Annotated in this window: 19 protein-coding genes and 2 tRNA genes; 13 read left to right on the forward strand and 8 right to left on the reverse strand. The window is 58.6% G+C overall.

All coding sequences use genetic code 11. The features are described 5' to 3' along the window. Positions 1-144 precede the first annotated feature (144 nt). Positions 145-495, reverse strand: a complete 351-nt coding sequence (locus ACIP66_RS19805) for a BON domain-containing protein (RefSeq protein WP_053123917.1) — start codon at positions 493-495, stop codon at positions 145-147. 305 nt (positions 496-800) lie between these two features. Further along, a complete protein-coding gene (locus ACIP66_RS19810; protein WP_400650197.1) occupies positions 801-1,241 on the reverse strand; it encodes a pilin in 441 nt (146 codons plus the stop codon). A gap of 226 nt (positions 1,242-1,467) precedes the next feature. Here ACIP66_RS19810 and pilB point away from each other — a divergent pair, with 226 nt between their 5' ends. From pilB to yacG, 5 genes are read left to right on the forward strand one after another with little or no spacing between them, the layout of a single operon-like run. Further along, entirely contained in the window at positions 1,468-3,165 is a 1,698-nt protein-coding gene (gene pilB, locus ACIP66_RS19815; RefSeq protein WP_282358702.1) for a type IV-A pilus assembly ATPase PilB, read from the forward strand. 2 nt (positions 3,166-3,167) lie between these two features. After that, positions 3,168-4,385 carry a type II secretion system F family protein gene (locus tag ACIP66_RS19820; RefSeq protein ID WP_053123923.1) on the forward strand — a complete coding sequence of 406 codons (1,218 nt, stop codon included), beginning with the start codon at positions 3,168-3,170 and terminating at the stop codon, positions 4,383-4,385. 1 nt (position 4,386) lies between these two features. Continuing rightward, positions 4,387-5,259, forward strand: coding sequence for an A24 family peptidase (locus tag ACIP66_RS19825; RefSeq protein ID WP_053123925.1), 873 nt, complete (start codon positions 4,387-4,389; stop codon positions 5,257-5,259). Further along, positions 5,256-5,879, forward strand: a complete 624-nt coding sequence (gene coaE, locus ACIP66_RS19830; RefSeq protein ID WP_212550797.1) for a dephospho-CoA kinase — start codon at positions 5,256-5,258, stop codon at positions 5,877-5,879. Before ACIP66_RS19825 ends, coaE begins: the two co-directional genes overlap by 4 nt. Continuing rightward, complete coding sequence (gene yacG, locus ACIP66_RS19835) at positions 5,876-6,076, forward strand: DNA gyrase inhibitor YacG (RefSeq protein WP_186625120.1); 201 nt, start codon at positions 5,876-5,878, stop codon at positions 6,074-6,076. Before coaE ends, yacG begins: the two co-directional genes overlap by 4 nt. Positions 6,077-6,103: 27 nt before the next feature. Here yacG and ACIP66_RS19840 read toward each other — a convergent pair whose 3' ends face one another. Continuing rightward, entirely contained in the window at positions 6,104-6,793 is a 690-nt protein-coding gene (locus ACIP66_RS19840; RefSeq protein WP_400650203.1) for an energy-coupling factor ABC transporter permease, read from the reverse strand. Between the two features lie 180 nt (positions 6,794-6,973). Between ACIP66_RS19840 and ACIP66_RS19845 the strand changes: the two genes are divergently transcribed. From ACIP66_RS19845 to ACIP66_RS19860, 4 genes are all read left to right on the forward strand, one after another. Beyond that, on the forward strand, positions 6,974-7,600 hold the full coding sequence (locus ACIP66_RS19845; RefSeq protein ID WP_008078503.1) for a DUF1780 domain-containing protein: 627 nt from the start codon (positions 6,974-6,976) through the stop codon (positions 7,598-7,600). Continuing rightward, complete coding sequence (locus ACIP66_RS19850; protein ID WP_400650204.1) at positions 7,597-8,124, forward strand: MOSC domain-containing protein; 528 nt, start codon at positions 7,597-7,599, stop codon at positions 8,122-8,124. The genes ACIP66_RS19845 and ACIP66_RS19850 overlap by 4 nt, the downstream gene beginning before the upstream one ends. 51 nt (positions 8,125-8,175) lie before the next feature. Continuing rightward, positions 8,176-8,349, forward strand: a complete 174-nt coding sequence (locus ACIP66_RS19855; protein ID WP_007909875.1) for a DUF3094 domain-containing protein — start codon at positions 8,176-8,178, stop codon at positions 8,347-8,349. 63 nt (positions 8,350-8,412) lie between these two features. Then, positions 8,413-9,711, forward strand: coding sequence for an NAD(P)/FAD-dependent oxidoreductase (locus ACIP66_RS19860; protein WP_159815266.1), 1,299 nt, complete (start codon positions 8,413-8,415; stop codon positions 9,709-9,711). Between the two features lie 391 nt (positions 9,712-10,102). Here the strand turns inward: ACIP66_RS19860 and ACIP66_RS19865 are convergent. The 5 genes from ACIP66_RS19865 to rluD all read right to left on the reverse strand — a co-directional run bounded on the left by ACIP66_RS19865 (position 10,103) and on the right by rluD (position 14,938). Further along, positions 10,103-10,179: transfer RNA gene (locus ACIP66_RS19865), tRNA-Pro, on the reverse strand. A gap of 9 nt (positions 10,180-10,188) precedes the next feature. Then, a tRNA-Asn gene (locus tag ACIP66_RS19870) sits at positions 10,189-10,264 on the reverse strand. A gap of 297 nt (positions 10,265-10,561) precedes the next feature. Beyond that, on the reverse strand, positions 10,562-13,126 hold the full coding sequence (gene clpB / locus ACIP66_RS19875) for an ATP-dependent chaperone ClpB (RefSeq protein ID WP_400650209.1): 2,565 nt from the start codon (positions 13,124-13,126) through the stop codon (positions 10,562-10,564). Positions 13,127-13,256: 130 nt separating this feature from the next. Continuing rightward, the gene (gene pgeF, locus ACIP66_RS19880; RefSeq protein ID WP_400650212.1) at positions 13,257-13,979 is read right to left on the reverse strand and encodes a peptidoglycan editing factor PgeF; all 723 of its coding nucleotides are present in this window, start codon (positions 13,977-13,979) and stop codon (positions 13,257-13,259) included. Then, positions 13,976-14,938, reverse strand: a complete 963-nt coding sequence (gene rluD, locus ACIP66_RS19885; RefSeq protein WP_034153865.1) for a 23S rRNA pseudouridine(1911/1915/1917) synthase RluD — start codon at positions 14,936-14,938, stop codon at positions 13,976-13,978. Before rluD ends, pgeF begins: the two co-directional genes overlap by 4 nt. A gap of 151 nt (positions 14,939-15,089) precedes the next feature. On the opposite strand from rluD, the gene ACIP66_RS19890 reads away from it, so the two are divergent. From ACIP66_RS19890 to ACIP66_RS19905, 4 genes are all read left to right on the forward strand, one after another. After that, positions 15,090-16,106 (forward strand): outer membrane protein assembly factor BamD, encoded by a 1,017-nt coding sequence (locus ACIP66_RS19890; RefSeq protein ID WP_053123943.1) that lies wholly within the window; start codon positions 15,090-15,092, stop codon positions 16,104-16,106. A 127-nt stretch (positions 16,107-16,233) separates the two neighbouring features. Beyond that, positions 16,234-16,473 (forward strand): PP0621 family protein, encoded by a 240-nt coding sequence (locus tag ACIP66_RS19895; protein WP_212545808.1) that lies wholly within the window; start codon positions 16,234-16,236, stop codon positions 16,471-16,473. Further along, complete coding sequence (locus ACIP66_RS19900) at positions 16,463-18,049, forward strand: sensor histidine kinase (RefSeq protein WP_400650215.1); 1,587 nt, start codon at positions 16,463-16,465, stop codon at positions 18,047-18,049. Before ACIP66_RS19895 ends, ACIP66_RS19900 begins: the two co-directional genes overlap by 11 nt. Then, the gene (locus tag ACIP66_RS19905) at positions 18,046-19,392 is read left to right on the forward strand and encodes a sigma-54 dependent transcriptional regulator (protein WP_053123950.1); all 1,347 of its coding nucleotides are present in this window, start codon (positions 18,046-18,048) and stop codon (positions 19,390-19,392) included. The genes ACIP66_RS19900 and ACIP66_RS19905 overlap by 4 nt, the downstream gene beginning before the upstream one ends. The last annotated feature ends 1 nt before the right edge of the window (position 19,393 follow it).

Below are 19,393 nucleotides of genomic sequence, written 5' to 3' on the forward strand. Positions count from 1 at the left end.
AAATAGAACGGGCCCCGACACAAGTGTCGGGGCCCGTAATGACCACATCCGTGTGGCCGTTCGCATGAACTCTAAAGGTGCGGCAGACGTATTGCTCGGCCCGCCTGTCGCGTCTTCTCCCGGTTCAGGCGAGAAGCCTTAGCCTTACTCGGCTTTCAGGCCGTCAGCGGAGACCGCTTTGACGCCTTTGATTTTCTTGGTGATCGCAACAGCGGTAGCTTTCTGCGATTCAGTCACAGCTACAGTCGACGACAGCGAAACGACGCCTTTGTTGGTTTCTACTTTGATGTCAGTGCCTGGGATGCCTTTTTCGGTAACCAGGTCGCTTTTGACTTTGGTGGTGATCCAGGTATCGGAAGTAGCTTCTTTAGCTTGGGTAACTTCACCAGCAGCCAAAGTCATTGGAGCAGTCTGAGTGGTTTGGGCGAATGCGCCGGAAGCCATGGTCAGGGTCAGCGCGGTAGCAGCAGCGGCAGTGATAGCGAACTTCTTCATACGAGTAACTCCTGTTTTTCTGGAAAGTCTGCTGCGTGTCTTGTCAGCAGGGTTGCCATATACATTGCGAACGCTGTGCCAACTTTTTCGACGACATAAAACCCTTATAAATCAATAGCTTAGCAAAAACATAAATTTCCGGATTCATGCAATTTGCATGACTTGCAGATTAATCGCATGCAAGTTGCGGTTTTTTGGAAAGTTCCTAAGACGCTGAAATTATTGAAGCTTTTATTTAGCCCCGGCCAAAGAAAATGCCCCGTAAACGGGGCATGTTTCAGTCGAAGGTCAATGTAGGATCGCTATTAAGTGCCGCTACCTGGGCAGCCTTTAGGCGCGTAGTCGGCGTTGACCGTCGATGCGCAACTCCAGACGCCTGCTGTCGAGCCAGTCCCGGACGAACGAGTCAGCGTGATCGTTTTGCCCAGCACCGGAGCCGGTGCGTTGGCCAGTGTGCAAACGATGCTGCCTGCCCCGGATGAGGCAGTACCTGACGCCTCTACTTTCCCGCAGTTAGTGGTGGTGAACGTAGTGCTGCCGGCGACTAGCGCAAGCGTTGGGTCAGTCCCTTGGTTAATCGTGTCTTCAAACGGAATCTTCAGCGCGCTGATTTCCGCCAGACCCGCCGTGACCTTCGCCCGCGCTTGATACTTGGTGTACTGCGGCAGGGCAATGGTCGCCAGAATCCCGATGATCGCCACTACGATCAGCAGTTCGATCAGCGTAAAACCTTGTTGTTTTTTCATAGACACGCTCCATGCATGAGTCGAAATCTCATGATCTGCAAGGGACGCAGCATAGCCCATGCCAACGCCCGCCAGACCCCGCACGCTGGGCGCACAGCGCTTGCGACGCCGTTTCCTACAACCTCTGACCGCACTATCTGACACTTTTTGTCACCTGCGCCCGGCATGTTTGGCGCTGCCGGTTGACTAGGCTATAAGTCATGAACGGCAAGCGTGCGGAATCCCCATGAATGACATCGCTCTGAGCGGTCTGGCCAAGCAATTGGTGCAGGCCGAACTGCTCACGGAAAAAAGCGCCCAACAAGCCTGGCAACAGGCCCAGCGCAATCGGCTATCGCTGGTCAGCTACCTGGTGCAGAACAAACTGGTGAAGAGCTGGCAGGTCGCCGAGATCGCTTCGGAACACTTCGGCATGGCGTTCCTCGACCTCAATTGTCTGGACAAGGAAACCCAGCCCAAAGGCCTGGTCAGCGAAAAACTGGTGCGCCAGCATCACGCCCTGCCCTTGTGGCGGCGTGGCAACAAACTGTTCGTGGGCATTTCCGACCCGAGCAATCATCAGGCGATCAACGACATTCAGTTCAGCACCGGGCTGAACACCGAAGCCATTCTGGTGGAGGACGACAAGCTCACCGATGCCATCGAAAAATTCTTCGACACCCACGCATCGGGGCTCGAAGACATGGCCGACGTCGACCTCGACGGCCTCGATGTCGAGGCCATCGACGATGCTAAACAGGAGAGCATGGGCCCGGATGCCGACGATGCGCCGGTGGTGCGTTTCGTGCACAAGATGCTGCTCGACGCGATCAAAAGCGGCTCGTCCGACCTGCACTTCGAACCCTACGAAAAAAACTACCGCGTGCGTGTGCGCACCGACGGCATTCTGCGCGAAGTGGCGAAACCACCGATCCAGTTGGCCGGGCGCATCGCCGCGCGCCTGAAAGTCATGGCCAGCCTCGACATCTCCGAGCGGCGCAAACCGCAGGACGGGCGGATCAAGATGCGCCTGTCGAAGAGCAAGTCGATCGACTTCCGCGTCAACACGCTGCCGACCCTGTGGGGCGAAAAAGTGGTGATCCGGATTCTCGACCCGTCCAGCGCACAGATCGGTATCGATGCGCTCGGCTACGAGCCGGCGCAAAAAGACTTGTACATGGCCGCACTCAAGCAGCCACAGGGGATGATTCTGGTCACCGGCCCTACCGGTTCGGGGAAAACCGTGTCGCTGTATACCGGGCTGAATATCCTCAACACCGTCGACATCAATATCTCCACCGCTGAAGACCCGGTGGAGATCAACATGGAAGGCATCAATCAGGTCAACGTCAATCCGCGCCAAGGCCTCGACTTCGCTCAGGCATTGCGCTCGTTTCTACGTCAGGATCCGGACGTGATCATGGTCGGTGAGATCCGCGATCTGGAGACCGCCGAGATCGCGATCAAAGCCGCGCAGACCGGTCACCTGGTGCTCTCGACCCTGCACACCAACAGCGCCGCGGAAACCCTCACGCGTCTGCACAACATGGGCATTCCCGGCTTCAACATCGCCACGTCGGTGAGCCTGATCATTGCCCAACGCTTGGCGCGCAAATTGTGCAGCCACTGCAAGAAACCCATCGAGATCCCCCGTGAAACCCTGATCAAGGAAGGTTTCCCCGAGGAACGCATCGGTCATTTCACGATCTACGAGCCGGTCGGTTGCGATCATTGCAACGGCGGGTATAAAGGCCGCGTGGGGATTTATGAAGTGGTGAAAAACACACCCGAGCTGCAACGGTTGATCATGGCCGAAGGCAACTCACTGGAAATCGATATTCAAATGCGCCGCGACGGCTTCGATGACCTGCGCACTTCGGGTCTGCACAAGGCCATGCAAGGCATTACCAGCCTTGAAGAAATCAATCGGGTCACCAAGGACTGAACATGGCGGTCAAGGCAGCGAAAATCAGCATCTATGCCTGGGAAGGCACGGATCGCAAAGGCAGCAAAGTCACCGGCGAGTTGAGCGGGCAGAATCCGGCGCTGGTCAAGGCGCAGCTGCGCAAACAAGGGATCAACCCGGGCAAGGTGCGCAAAAAATCCGTGTCGTGGCTGAGTCTGGGCAAACGCATCAAGGCGCAGGACATCGCCCTGTTCACCCGGCAAATGGCAACGATGATGAAGGCCGGCGTGCCGCTGTTGCAGTCGTTCGACATCATTGGCGAAGGCTTCGATAACCCGGCCATGCGCAAACTGGTCGACGAGGTGAAGCAGGAAGTTGCTGCCGGTAACAGCTTCGCCGCCGCGTTGCGCAAGAAGCCGCAGTATTTCGACGAGTTGTATTGCAACCTGGTCGACGCCGGCGAGCAGTCCGGTGCGCTCGACACCTTGCTGGAGCGCGTCGCGACCTATAAGGAAAAAAGCGAAGCGCTTAAAGCCAAGATCAAGAAAGCCATGACCTACCCGACCGCCGTGGTGCTGGTCGCTGCGGTGGTCACCGGGATTCTGCTGGTGAAAGTGGTGCCGCAATTTCAGTCAGTGTTCTCCGGTTTCGGTGCTGAGCTGCCGCCCTTCACTCTGATGGTGATCAGCCTTTCAGAATTCATGCAGCAATGGTGGTGGGCGATTCTCGGCTTACTGATCGCGGCGTTTTTCGGCACCCGTCATGCGCTGAAAAAATCTCAGGCGTTGCGTGATCGGCGCGATACCTGGCTACTGAAACTGCCGCTGGTGGGCACGATGATGTACAAGTCCGCCGTCGCGCGTTTCGCCCGAACGCTGTCGACAACATTTGCCGCCGGCGTGCCACTGGTTGAAGCGCTGGACTCGGTGGCTGGCGCCGCCGGCAACGTGGTGTTCAAGCGCGCGATTCTGCGTATTCGTCAGGATGTTTCCACCGGCATGCAGCTGAATTTCTCAATGCGCACCACAGGCATTTTTCCCAACATGGCCGTACAGATGACTGCGATTGGTGAAGAGTCCGGTGCACTCGACGAGATGCTCGACAAGGTTGCGGGTTTCTATGAAGAGGAAGTCGACAACATGGTCGACAACCTCACCAGCCTGATGGAGCCGTTCATCATGGTGGTGCTCGGGGTGATTGTTGGCGGTCTGGTGGTGGCGATGTACTTACCGATCTTTCAACTCGGCTCAGCGATCTGATATGCCCATCGACGAACTCTTTGCCCTGTATCCGCTGGCCTTTGTCATCACCGCGCTGTTGCTCGGGCTGGTGGTCGGCAGCTTCCTCAACGTGCTGATCTGGCGTCTGCCGAAGATGCTTGAACGCGATTGGCGCCAGCAGGCCCAGGACGTCCTCGGCCTGCCCGGCGAAACGCCGCTGCCCACTTACAACCTGATGCTGCCGCACTCGCAATGCCCGCATTGCGCGCATCGAATTCGGGCGTGGGAAAATATTCCGCTGCTCAGTTACCTGTGGCTGCGCGGCCGCTGTTCCGCGTGTGCAGCGCCGATCAGCAAACGCTATCCGCTGACCGAACTGGCCTGCGGCCTGCTCTCGGCATTTATCGCCTGGCACTTCGGCTTTGGCTGGCAGGCGTGTCTGCTGATCTTCCTGACCTGGGGTCTGTTGGCGATGAGCCTGATCGACACCGAACATCAATTGCTGCCCGATGTGTTGGTGCTGCCCTTGTTGTGGCTGGGGTTGATCGTCAACAGTTTCGGCTTGTTCGTGCCATTGCACGCTGCGCTGTGGGGCGCGGTGGCTGGTTATCTGCTGCTGTGGTCGGTGTTCTGGCTGTTCAAATTGCTCACCGGCAAGGACGGCATCGGCCACGGTGATTTCAAGTTATTGGCGCTACTCGGCGCGTGGGGCGGATGGCAGATTCTGCCGCTGACCATTCTGTTGTCATCGCTGGTCGGCGCGATCATCGGCGTGATTTTGCTGCGCCTGCGCCAGCAGGAAACCTCGACGCCGATCCCCTTCGGCCCCTATCTGGCAATTGCCGGCTGGATTGCCTTGCTCTGGGGTGGTCAAATAACCGACTTCTATTGGCAGTTTGTCGGTTTGAAATGAATACCCCTGTGGAAAAACCCTGGATTCTCGGCCTGACCGGCGGCATCGGCAGCGGCAAAAGTGCCGCTGCCCAGCACTTTATCGACCTCGGCATTCATGTCGTCGACGCGGATCACGCCGCGCGCTGGGTGGTCGAACCGGGCCGGCCGGCGCTGGCCAAGATTGCCGAGCATTTCGGCCCCGGCGTGTTACAAGCGGACGGCACGCTGGATCGTGCGGCCCTGCGCAAACTGATCTTCGAGATTCCAGAACAGCGGCGCTGGCTCGAAGCCTTGCTGCATCCGTTGATCGGCGAGGAAATCGCTCATCATCTGGCGCTGGCAAAATCGCCTTATGCCATTCTGGTGTCGCCGCTGTTGATCGAATCCGGGCAATACGCGATGACCCAGCGAATCCTGGTGATCGATGCCCCGCAACAATTGCAGATCGAACGCACCTTGCAGCGTGACCAGACCAGCGAACAGCAGGTTCAGGCGATCCTCAAGGCCCAGTCGAGCCGTGAAGACCGCGTGAGCCGCGCCGACGACGTGGTGGTCAACGACCGCGACCTCGCCTGGCTGCACAGCGAAGTCGAGCGTCTGCATCACTTTTACCTGACTTTATCCGGAGGCCAAGCATGAGCCAGATTCCTACCGTTGAATGCCCAACCTGCGGCGCACCCGTCGAATTCACCCCTGAAAGCGAATTTCGTCCGTTCTGCTCCGCGCGCTGCAAACTGATCGACCTCGGCGCCTGGGCGTCGGAAGAACACAAGATTCCGGTCGCGCCAGACGCTGAAGACGAACTGTTTTCCGGCGATTTCGATCCTCGTCACTGATCGCGATGAGGGCAGATCGGCTGGGGATCAACGCTTGGGATCGTCGTCCTTCCACGGCGCCGAAAGGTAGCGTGTGCGGTTGAAGGTCTCCAGCCATTCCGGGCTGAAGACCACCAGCGCGCTGATGACCATGCCGTTGATAAACGCCTCGGGGAAAATGATCAGCCACAGGTAACCGATGAAATCTTCCAGCCATTCCGGCATGGCGAAGACGCCGTCGTACCACAGCAGCGTCAGACTCAGCAGCAGGCAAAACAACGCCGACAGCGCAGCAGCCAGAAACCCTGAACAGAAGATATACACGAAGGGATTACGCGGTTGTGCCCGCTCGACCAGAATTGCCACGCACTCGGTGATCAGCACCGGCAGCAGAATAAACAGCGAGCCGTTGACCCCCATCGCCGCGAGATCCTGACGCCCGAGCAACACCAGACCGATTTGTGCGACCAGCCCGCCTACAATCGCCAGTGGCCAGTCGAGCAGCAAGGTGACTGCGGTCATGCCGATAAAGTGATACGACACGCCGGTGTCGAAATCCCTGCGCACCAGCCACAACAGAAATAACGCGAACACCGTGCCGAACAGCAAATGCTGACGGCGGCTGTCGCTGAACAACTCGACCCACGGCGCACGCACAATCGCCCAGAGCAGCATCGGCAGATAAATCAGCCAGCCGAGCGTCAGGCTTGCCGTCGACAGCAGTTCAGCTCCAATCATGACTCCCTCACCTTTCTGCGCACATCCCCCCGTAGGACCTGCCGCAGGCTGCGATCTTTTGATCTTGTTCTTTTTACAGTCAAAAGATCGCAGCCTTCGGCAGCTCCTACAAGGGCGAGGTGAACGGGCGGTTCAAGCAAAGCTTTCTGCTTGTCGCATTTGAACGCTAAGCTTGGGCCTATGGATGACTCAGATTATTTACGCCTGCTGACCATCGCGGCCGAGCAAGCCAACGCGTTCCTGTCCAATGCCCGCAAATGGGAGCGTGAGCGTTGGGTCTGCCAGCGCCTGCTGCAAGGCTTGAACATCCCCTATCGCGCCGACGAGTTCGCCCCGGCCGGTGAACCGCCGGACGTATTGTTTCGTGATGCCAATTTCGAAGTGTTCTTCGTTCTTGATGAAGGCCGTCGCCTCAACGATGAATGGCGCGACGAACTGCAGCGTCGGCGCAGCGCTTTTTCGCTCAGCCAACTGGTGCGCCGTGAGGCCAAGCCCAAACGGATTCCGGCCAATGAATTCCTTATGCGACTGGCGCCGACTTTGCGTAAAAAAGCCCACAACTACAAAGAACGCGGCATGGATCTGGGTGAGCTGGACATCATTGCCTTTGCCAGCCTCAAGCGCGAAGTGCTCGACTTGAACAGCCACTTCCCGCCGCCCACCGAGTATCTGCGTCAGGGCTGGCGCTCGCTGTCGCTGGTCGGCCCGACCTTCGCCCGCGTACTGTTCGCCCATCCTGATGCGCCGGATTTTCTGCGCAGCAACCTTGGTCGCAGTATTGTTTTTGATGTGGGGATCAGCCTGTGACGCCGCTTCAGCAGTTGATCGCCGATGTGCCGCAAACCGGACGTGTGCGCTGGATCGGCGTGCGCCCCGAATCCCGTGGGCCTATGATCGAGCTGGATGCCGTCGAGGCACGACTTGAGGCCGGGCTGACCGGCGATCATGCACGCCCCGGTGTGCGTAATGCGCGGCAGGTGACGCTGATTCAGTGGGAGCATCTGGCGGTGATCAATGCATTGATGGGCCGCCCCGACGATCAACCGGTCAAGCCTGAAGATCTGCGGCGCAATCTCGTTATCAGCGGTATCAATTTGTTTAGCCTGAAAGGTCGGCGCTTTCGCATCGGTCAGGCCATCTTCGAAACCACCTGTTGGTGTCAGCCTTGTGCACGCCTGCAAAACAACCTCGGCCCCGGCACCTTTCAAGCGGTGCGCGGGCATGGCGGAATTACCGCGCGGGTGTTACAAAGCGGGATCATTCGCCTCGATGATGGCGTGTCTGTCGAGCCGGTTCCGGACAGCGGCTATGCTGCGTTCAACCCCGGATAAAAACCGCTGTAGCTTCTGCCCATTCAGCAACGTCTACCTGACGAGGCATTTATGACCAGCCGCCTGAACCCCGAAGACCAGAAACATGTCGAAGAGTACCTGCAACTGTCCCAACACCGAGTCGAGCGCCGGCCTTTCCGGCCGTGGATGCTCCTGGTGCTGGTGCTGGCAGTGACCATTGGTCTGGGCCTGTTGAGCCGATTTATCAGTTACCTGACGCTATGAGCAGCTTGGCGCTCGCTTGGGTAACCGCACCGATTTCCTTTAAAAACCTTGCGAGTTATCCCTATGTCCCATCGTATTGTTATTGTCGGCGGCGGCGCCGGCGGTCTGGAGTTGGCTACCCGTCTGGGTAAGACTCTGGGCAAACGCGGCACCGCCAGCGTGATGCTGGTCGACGCCAACCTGACGCACATCTGGAAGCCGTTGCTGCACGAAGTGGCCGCCGGCTCGCTGAACTCCTCCGAAGACGAACTCAACTATGTTGCCCAGGCCAAATGGAACCACTTCGAGTTTCAGCTGGGTCGCATGAGCGGGCTCGATCGCGCGCAGAAGAAAATCCAGCTGGCCGCGACTTACGACGAAAACGGCGTCGAACTGGTGCCGGCGCGAGAAGTGCAGTACGACTCGCTGGTCATCAGCGTCGGCAGCACCACCAACGATTTCGGCACTCAGGGCGCGGCGCAGCACTGCCTGTTCCTCGATACCCGCAAACAGGCCGAGCGTTTCCATCAGCAACTGCTTAACCACTATCTGCGTGCGCATGCCGGGCAAACTGATGTGGTCGAGCAGATCAGCGTGGCGATCGTGGGTGCTGGCGCAACTGGGGTCGAGCTGGCCGCTGAACTGCACAACGCGGCGCATGAACTGGCGGCGTATGGGCTGGATCGGATCAAACCGGAAAACATGCACATCACCCTGATCGAAGCCGGGCCACGGGTGCTGCCTGCCCTGCCGGAGCGCATCAGCGGGCCGGTGCACAAGACCCTGGAGAAACTCGGGGTCAATGTGATGACCAACGCGTCGGTCAGCGAAGTGACGGCTGACAGCCTGATCACTGCCGACGGCAACGAGATCAAGGCCAGTCTGAAAGTCTGGGCCGCCGGGATTCGCGCGCCGGGTTTCCTCAAGGACATCGATGGTCTGGAAACCAATCGCATCAATCAGCTGCAAGTGCTGCCGACGCTGCAAACCACCCGCGATGAAAACATCTTCGCCTTCGGTGACTGCGCGGCCTGCCCACAACCGGGATCGGATCGCAACGTACCGCCGCGTGCTCAAGCGGCGCACCAACAGGCGTCGTTGCTGGCCAAATCGCTGAAGCTGCGCATCGAAGGCAAAACCCTGCCGGAGTACAAGTACACCGACTACGGCTCGCTGATCTCGCTGTCGCGTTTCTCGGCTGTGGGTAACTTGATGGGCAACCTGACAGGCAGCGTGATGCTCGAAGGCTGGCTGGCGCGGATGTTTTACGTCTCGCTCTACCGCATGCACCAGATGGCGCTGTACGGGCCGTTCCGCACGGCGATGCTGATGCTGGGCAGCAAGATTGGTCGCGGCACGGAGCCACGCCTGAAGCTGCATTGATGATCTAAAAACTGTGGGAGTGAGCCTGCTCGCGAAAGCGATGTGTCAGTCGACATTGATTTCGACTGTGCTACCGCCATCGCCAGCAGGCTGGCTCCCACTTTTTTTTGCGCTGCCCATAAAACCGCCAGACAACCGCAATCAATGTAGGAGCTGCCAAAGGCTGCGATCTTTTGATCTCGCTCTGATCGGCCTGGGTTCACAGGACTTGACGCAGCAGAGCTTTGAACTGCTGTAACCCTTAAAAGCCAAAGATCGCAGCCTGCGGCAGCTCCTACAGTGGATCTGGGTTACACACAGACAATTCTTCTCCTCGAGATTGCTGAAGGTGGCTGAGGTTTTTCGCGGACAAAAAAAATCCCCGTATCTTTCGATACGAGGATTTTTAATATGGTCGGGGTAAGGGGATTCGAACTCCTGACATCCTGCTCCCAAAGCAGGCGCGCTACCGGACTGCGCTATACCCCGGCTTGAAATTGGCTCCGTGACCAGGACTCGAACCTGGGACCCAATGATTAACAGTCATTTGCTCTACCGACTGAGCTATCACGGAACTACATATTTCAATTTACAACGGTGAAACTTACTGCTTCCAGTCACTCGTTCGCATCGCTGCGTTCGTGTGTCTGAGGCGCGCTATTCTACAACCTAGAACACCTCTGTCAACCCCCTAAATTGCTTTCAAGTTAATGATTTGCAACTTATTTCAGATTTCAGCTCAGTGAGTTGAAACCGTCTTGGCGACTGACTGCGGGGCGCACTTTACAAGCCTTTTCCTTTGAGTTCAACAGCCTAACGAAAAAAAAGGCCCCACAATGTGGGGCCTGCCAATTTTCATTGGCGTTTGGACTTAGTTGAAAACGATTTCGTCGTTCTCAACCACGCCGGTTGCCGTGTCACCTGGCAGGAAATGCCCCGACAGGATCAACTGCGCCAACGGGTTTTCGATCCAGCGCTGGATCGCACGTTTCAACGGACGTGCGCCATAGACCGGGTCGTAGCCCACCGCAATCAGCTTATCCATCGCTTCCGGGCTCAGTTCCAGCTTCAGCTCACGCTCAGCCAGGCGAGTACGCAGGCGACCCAGCTGGATCTCGGTGATGCCCGCGATCTGATCCCGCGCCAGAGGCTCGAAGATCACCACTTCGTCGACCCGGTTGATGAACTCCGGACGGAAGTGCGACGTCAGCGCGTCCATCACTGCTGCGCGCTGTCCCTCACGATCACCGACCAGTTCCTGGATCTGGACCGACCCCAGGTTCGAGGTCATCACGATCACCGTGTTGCGGAAGTCAACGGTACGGCCGTGGCTGTCGGTCAGGCGACCATCCTCAAGCACTTGCAGGAGGATGTTGAACACATCCGGGTGCGCCTTCTCGACTTCGTCCAGCAGGATCACCGAATAAGGCTTGCGACGCACAGCCTCGGTCAGGTAACCGCCCTCTTCGTAGCCGACATATCCTGGTGGCGCACCGATCAAGCGAGCCACGGAATGTTTCTCCATGAACTCGGACATGTCGATCCGCACCATCGCCTCTTCAGTATCAAAGAGGAATTCGGCCAGCGCCTTGCACAGCTCGGTTTTACCGACACCGGTCGGGCCGAGGAACATGAACGAGCCGCTTGGACGATTCGGGTCAGACAACCCGGCTCGTGACCGTCGCACGGCGTTGGCCACGGCGACCACTGCTTCTTCCTGACCAATCACCCGTTTGTGCAACAGGCTTTCCATCTTCATCAACTTGTCGCGCTCGCCTTCGAGCATTTTCGACACGGGGATGCCGGTCCATTTCGACACAACCTCAGCGATCTCTTCCTCAGTCACCTTGCTGCGCAGCAACTGGTTTTCGCTCTTGCCGTGCTGATCGACCATTTGCAGGCTGCGTTCCAGATCCGGGATTACCCCGTACTGCAACTCCGCCATGCGGTTCAGGTCGCCTTTACGGCGTGCCGCTTCCAGTTCCTGACGCGACTGTTCGATCTTCTGCTGAATCTGTGCAGAACCCTGTACCTCGGCTTTTTCCGAATTCCAGATTTCCTCCAGATCGGAATACTCGCGTTCGAGGCGGACGATTTCTTCCTGGAGTTTCTCCAGACGTTTCATCGCCGCTTCGTCGCTTTCTTTCTTCAGTGCCTGCGATTCCACCTTCAACTGAATCAGGCGACGTTCCAGACGATCGAGCACTTCCGGCTTGGAATCGATTTCCATGCGGATACGGCTCGCGGCCTCGTCGATCAAGTCGATGGCCTTGTCCGGTAACTGCCGGTCAGTGATGTAGCGATGGCTGAGCTTCGCCGCCGCGATGATCGCGCCGTCGGTGATCGCCACCTTGTGGTGAACCTCGTAACGCTCTTTAAGGCCGCGCAGGATCGCGATGGTGTCTTCTTCGCTCGGCTCATCCACCAGGACTTTCTGGAAGCGTCGTTCGAGCGCCGCGTCCTTCTCTATATATTGGCGGTACTCGTTAAGCGTGGTCGCGCCAACGCAGTGCAACTCACCGCGAGCCAGTGCTGGCTTGAGCATGTTGCCGGCGTCCATCGAGCCTTCGCCCTTACCGGCGCCGACCATGGTGTGCAATTCGTCGATGAACAGAATGATCTGCCCTTCCTGCTTCGACAGCTCGTTGAGCAGCGATTTCAGGCGTTCTTCGAACTCACCGCGATACTTGGCACCGGCGATCAGCGCGCCCATGTCCAGCGAGAGCAGACGTTTGCCTTTAAGGCCGTCCGGCACTTCGCCGTTGATGATGCGCTGGGCCAGACCTTCGGCGATCGCGGTTTTACCCACGCCAGGTTCACCGATCAGCACCGGGTTGTTCTTGGTGCGGCGTTGCAGTACCTGAATGGTGCGACGGATTTCGTCATCACGGCCAATCACCGGATCGAGCTTGCCGTCTTCGGCACGCTTGGTCAGATCGACGGTGTATTTATCCAGCGCCTGACGCGACTCCTCGTGGTTGGCGTCATTCACCGCTTCACCGCCACGCAGGTTAGTGATGGCGTTTTCCAGAGCTTTTTTGCTCACGCCCTGGCCGAGCAGCAACTTGCCGAGCTTGCTGTTCTCGTCCATTGCCGCGAGCAACACCAGTTCGCTGGAAATGAACTGGTCGCCCTTCTGCTGCGCCAGACGATCAGCCTGATTGAGCAGGCGTGCCAGATCCTGCGACATGTTGACGTCGCCAGTCGGGTTCTGGATTTTCGGCAATTGGTCGAGCTCTTTGGTCAGCTCTTTGCGCAAGCTGTTGACGTCGAAGCCTACCTGCATCAGCAGAGGTTTGATCGAACCACCCTGCTGTTCAAGCATGGCTTGCATCAAGTGCGCCGGCTCAATCGCCGGATGATCGTGGCCGACTGCCAACGACTGGGCGTCGGACAAGGCCAACTGTAATTTACTGGTTAAACGGTCTATTCGCATAAGTCACCTTCCTTTTGAGCAGGCCGGACCTAAGAAACCATCCTGAATAAAGAAACCTGCCAGATACCCCTATAGATGCGGTCGATTCTGGAAGATTCAAGCGTCAGAGAGTTGATGCAGATCAGACAGTCTAGCGGGTGAGCCAAACTAAGGAGGCGAAGCGTCCGGTGCGCGAAGCACGGCGATAGGAGAAGAAGCGCGGATCGGTCACGGTGCAGAAACCGCCACCATAAACAGCTGTGACTCCACGGGCTGCCAGACGCAGGCGCGCCAGCAGATAGATGTCCGCCATGAACTTGCCGGCATTGGCGCTCGGCACGAAGGCGTTTGCCGCTTCCGGCAACTGACTGATGAAGACTTCACGAACTTCCGGGCCGACTTCAAAGGCTTTCGGGCCAATCGCCGGGCCGAGCCAGACCAGAACGTCGTTAGCCGGAATATCGAGGCTATCGAGCGTCGCTTCAAGGACACCCGCCGCGAGACCACGCCAACCGGCATGGGCCGCCGCCACGCGAGTGCCAGCGCGATCGCAGAACAATGCCGGCAAGCAATCCGCCGTCATCGCCGCGCAGGCAATACCGGGCGTTGCCGTCCAGCTCGCATCAGCGGTCGCAACAATGCCCGGATCAGCATGCGCCACGGTAATCCCGTGAACTTGCTGCAACCAGGCAGGCTGTATAGAGAAGTGTTCGGTGAGACGGCGACGGTTTTCGGCAACGGCCTCAGGACGATCATCAACATGATCGCCCAGATTGAGGCTGTCGAACGGCGCCTCGCTGACACCGCCCTCGCGGGTGGTGACGCAGGCTTTGACGCTGGCCGGCGCGGGCCAGTCCGGCGTCAGCCAGTTCATCCGATGAAGGCCTCGCGATCCTGCTTGAGCAGGGTCAGCAGCCAGACGAAATCTTCTGGCAGCGGCGACTCCCAGCTCATGCGTTCACCGGTCGTCGGATGATCCAGCTCAAGGAAGCGCGCGTGCAGGGCCTGACGCGGGAAATGCTTGAGCGATTCCACCATCGTCGGGTTGGCCGCTGGCGGAATGCGGAAACGACCGCCGTACGCCGGATCGCCGACCAACGGGAAGTTGATGTGCGACATATGTACGCGAATCTGGTGAGTACGACCGGTTTCCAGTTTTACCCGTACGTGGGTATGGGAACGGAAGCGCTCCAGCACGCGGTAGTGGCTGACGGCAGGCTTGCCGCCTTCCATCACCGCCATGCGCTGGCGCTGCTGGCCATGGCGACCGATCGGGGCGTTGATCTTGCCACCGGCCGTTACCACGCCAATCACGATGCACTCATAGATGCGGCTGACGCTGCGACTCTGCAATTGAGTAACAAGCTTTGTCTGCGCCTGAATGGTCTTGGCCACCACCATCAAACCGGTGGTGTCCTTGTCCAGACGATGCACGATACCGGCGCGCGGGACATTGATGATGTCCGGCACATGGTGCAGCAAGGCGTTGAGCAGCGTGCCATCGGCGTGACCGGCAGCCGGGTGCACCACCAGGCCCGCAGGCTTGTTGATCACCAGAATGTCGTCGTCTTCATAGACGATGTCGAGCTCGATGTCCTGGGCGATCCACTCGCCCTGGGCTTCCTGCTCTGCAGTCAGCTCAAGGATGGCACCGCCGTGCACGATGTCGCGAGGGCGGATGACCGCCCCGTCCACAGTCAGGCGACCTTCTTTGATCCAGGCGGAAAGGCGCGAGCGAGAGTGCTCAGCGAAGAGTTGGGCAGCGACTTGATCGAGGCGTTGGCCGCCCAATTCGGACGGCACCTCTGCGCGAAGTTCAATTTTATCGGACATGCTCTGACTGTGCGTCGGCACAGCTTTTGGTTTCGGCTGCGCGCTTGTGGTTAAATACGGCGTCTTTTGCCCCGAGGCTTTTCAACGGGGCGCTCATCATAACAGGACGGCCCCGCCCAAGACAGCGGCCGTCATAGGGACGCAAGCCGCCATGCAAGTGAAACACCTGCTGCTGATCGCCATCCTCGCATTGACCGCTGCTTGCTCATCGAAGGAAGTCGTAGACGAAAACCTCAGCGAAGCCGAGCTGTATCAGCAGGCTCAGACTGACCTGGACAACAACAGCTACACCAGCGCCACAGCCAAGCTGAAGGCTCTGGAGTCGCGTTATCCGTTCGGTCGCTACGCCGATCAGGCACAGCTGGAGCTGATCTACGCCAACTATAAGAACGCCGAGCCGGAAGCTGCAAAATCCGCCGCCGAGCGTTTTATTCGTTTGCATCCGCAGCACCCGAACGTGGATTACGCGTATTACCTCAAAGGTCTGACTTCTTTCGACCAGGACGTCGGCCTGCTGGCGCGCTTCCTGCCGCTGGACATGACCAAGCGTGACCCGGGCGCTGCCCGCGACTCGTACAACGAGTTCGCCCAGCTGACCAGCCGCTACCCGAACAGCCGCTACGCGCCGGACGCCAAGCAGCGCATGATTTATCTGCGCAACCTGCTGGCAGCCTACGAAATCCACGTGGCCGACTACTACCTGACCCGTCAGGCTTATGTAGCCGCTGCCAACCGTGGTCGTTACGTGGTGGAAAACTTCCAGGAAACCCCATCGGTCGGTGACGGCCTGGCGGTGATGACCGAGGCTTACCAGCGTCTGCACCTGGACGAACTGGCCAATACCAGCCTGGAAACCCTGAAGCTCAACTACCCGAACCACCCTAGCCTGCAAGACGGCCAGTTCGTGCCTTCGGTGGCTGAAGCGGACAACCGTTCGTTCCTGAGCAAGGCGACCCTCGGTCTGATCGAGTCGCGTCCACCGCTGCCGCCGGGCGAAACCCGCGCCAACCAGGACGTGCAGAAGCAGTACCAGGACGCGAAAGATGCGATCCCGAACGAGCTGAAGCCTAAAGACGAAAACGGCGACGTGATCGAAGAGCCGGAGCCAGAGTCGAGCGACACTGACCGTTCGTGGTTCAGCTACATGACCTTCGGCGTGTTCGACTGATCACACCGGATGGACAAAAAAAGGGAGATCTCAGGATCTCCCTTTTTTATTGCCGCGCGTTAATAGGCTGTGCGCTTGTCGGGAGCTTGGCTAAACTGCCGGATCATTAGTCGGAAAGCCGCTCATCATGCTTCGTATATTGTTCTGGATCGTCCTGATTTTCGCCGCTGTCTGGCTGTGGCGTAAATTCAAGGCGCCCGCCGCCAATCAATCCAATCGCGCCCCTCGCGAACAGGACGCCGCGCCGATGGTGCGTTGCGCCCACTGCGGCGTGCACCTGCCGCGCGACCGTGCATTGAGCGTTCAACAACAGTGGTATTGCAGCCAGGCTCACCTTGAGCAAGGCCCGGGCCCCCGTGATCGCTGAGGCCAACGCCGACAGCAAACAGGCTCAGCGCCTGCTGCGCCTTTATCACCTCTACCGTTTAAGCGTCGGCATCATGCTGGTGCTGCTGATCTCCAGCAATATGGACAACCGCCTGCTGACGTCGATTGACGACGATTTGCTGCGCAGCGGCAGTTGGCTGTACCTGGTGCTGAACATCCTGCTGGTGGTGTTCCTCGAAAGCACCCGGCGCCCGGCGCAGTTGTTCAGCCTCGCGCTGGTCGACGTGTTGCTGCTGTGCGGTTTGTTCTACGCCGCTGGCGGGGTTGCCAGCGCCATCGGCAACTTGCTGATCGTTTCTGTGGCGATCAGCAACACCCTGCTGCGCAGACGCATCGGTTTACTGATTGCCGCCATTGGCGCGCTCGGCATTGTCGGCTCGAGCTTCCTGCTGAGTTTCAGCCATCCCCTCAGCGCCAACGAATACCTGCAGGCCGGCACGCTTGGAGCGTTGTGCTTTGCCGCTGCTTTGCTGGTGCAAGGCTTGATCCGTCGCCTAGAGGTCAGCGAGACCCTGGCCGAACAACGCGCCAGCGAAGTCGTCGGACTTGAGGCGCTCAATGCGCTGATCCTGCAACGCATGCGCACCGGCATTTTGGTGCTCGACGAACAACGCCGCGTGCAACTGGCCAATCACAGCGCGCAGACCTTGCTGGCGCGCACACACCTTCAGGGCCATTTGATCGACGACTATTCGCCCGCCCTCGTCGATCGCCTGCAACTGTGGCTGAACAACCCGACCTTGCGCCCACAAAGCCTGAAGATTCCCGGTAACGGTCTGGAGTTGCAGCCGAGTTTTATCGCTCTCGAACAGAGCCCGAACCAGCAAACCCTGGTGTTTCTCGAAGACCTCGCGCAAATCGCTCAACAAGCGCAGCAACTCAAACTCGCCGCGCTCGGGCGACTGACCGCCGGCATCTCCCACGAAATCCGCAATCCATTGGGCGCCATCAGCCATGCCGCGCAGCTATTGGGTGAATCCGAGGAACTCGATGGCGCCGACCGGCGTCTGACGCAGATCATTCAAGATCACTCCAAACGCATGAATCGAGTCATCGAAAACGTCCTGCAACTGTCCCGCCGCCAGCAAAGCGCACCGCAACGGCTGGATCTCAAGCCGTGGCTGGAAAACTTCGTCAACGAAAGCCGCGAGCAGGCCAATGAACAGCAACAGATTCATCTGCGGATCAATTCTGGGGATTTCACCACGCTGATGGATCCTGCGCAGCTCACGCAAATTCTCGACAATCTGCTGCGTAATGGCTGGCGCCACAGCGCCCTGCTGCACGAGCAGGCCGAGGTCTGGCTGGCGTTGTTTGTCGACACCGAAAGCCAACTGGCAGTGCTCGAAGTGCAGGACAACGGCCCCGGCGTGCCCGTCGATGAGCAGGCGCATCTGTTCGAACCGTTCTTCACCACCAGCAGCCAGGGCACCGGCCTTGGGCTTTATCTGTCCCGTGAGCTGTGCGAAAGCAACCAAGCGCGCCTAGACTTCAAACCACGCCAAGGCGGCGGCTGCTTTCGCATCACCTTTGCTCACGGACGGAAACAAAGTTGAACACGAGCCCACGGCAAAAAATTCTCATCGTCGACGACGAACCGGATATCCGCGAACTCCTGGAAATCACCCTGGGACGGATGAAACTCGACACCTTCAGCGCGCGCAATCTGGCTGAAGCCCAAGCGCTGTTACAGCGCGAGCAATTCGATCTGTGTCTGACCGACATGCGCCTGCCCGACGGCACGGGGCTGGATCTGGTACAGCACATTCAACAACGTTATCCACAACTGCCGGTGGCGATGATCACCGCTTACGGCAGCCTTGAAACGGCGATCAATGCGCTGAAGGCCGGGGCGTTCGACTTCCTCACCAAACCGGTGGATCTCACCCGCTTGCGCGAACTGGTCGCCACCGCGCTGCGCATGCCGGTGGCGGGCGCCGTGTGCACGTCGATTGATCGACGTTTGCTCGGTGACTCCCTGCCGATGCGTAGCTTGCGCAAGCAAATCGACAAACTCGCCCGCAGTCAGGCGCCGGTGTACATCAGCGGTGAGTCCGGCAGCGGTAAAGAACTGGTCGCACGACTGATCCACGAACAAGGGCCACGCGCGAGTCAGCCGTTTGTACCGGTGAACTGCGGGGCGATTCCGTCGGAACTAATGGAAAGCGAGTTTTTCGGCCATCGCAAAGGCAGTTTTACTGGCGCAGTTGAAGACAAGCCGGGACTGTTTCAGGCGGCGAATGGCGGCACCTTGTTTCTCGATGAAGTGGCGGACTTGCCGCTGTCGATGCAGGTGAAACTGCTGCGCGCCATTCAGGAAAAAGCCGTGCGTAGCGTCGGTGGGCAGCAGGAAACCGTGGTCGATGTGCGGATTCTTTGCGCGACGCACAAGGATCTTGATGCGGAAGTGGCTGCCGAGCGGTTTCGGCAGGATCTGTATTACCGGCTCAATGTCATTGAATTGCGTGTGCCGTCCCTGCGTGAACGGCGCGATGACATTGAAGTGCTGGCGGCGCACATGCTCAAGCGTCTGGCCAAGGACACCGGGCAACCGGCGGCACGCTTGCATGCGCAGGCGCTGGAAGCGCTGAAGAATTATCGCTTTCCGGGGAATGTGCGCGAGTTGGAAAACGTGCTCGAACGCGCGCACACCTTGTGCGAGAACCGCACGATCGAGGCTGGGGATTTACGCCTGAGCGAGGGTAATTGCGCGGCGGAAGGCGGGATTGCGGATCTGACGCAGATCGACAATCTTGAGGATTATCTGGAGAACGTTGAGCGGAAGTTGATTCTGCAGGCGCTGGAGGAAACACGCTGGAATCGCACGGCGGCGGCGCAGCGCTTGAGTCTTTCGTTTCGGTCGATGCGGTACAGACTGAAAAAACTCGGTCTGGATTAGA

It is taken from the genome of Pseudomonas sp. NPDC088429 (assembly GCF_044753305.1).
In the GTDB taxonomy this organism is placed as follows: domain Bacteria; phylum Pseudomonadota; class Gammaproteobacteria; order Pseudomonadales; family Pseudomonadaceae; genus Aquipseudomonas; species Aquipseudomonas rustica.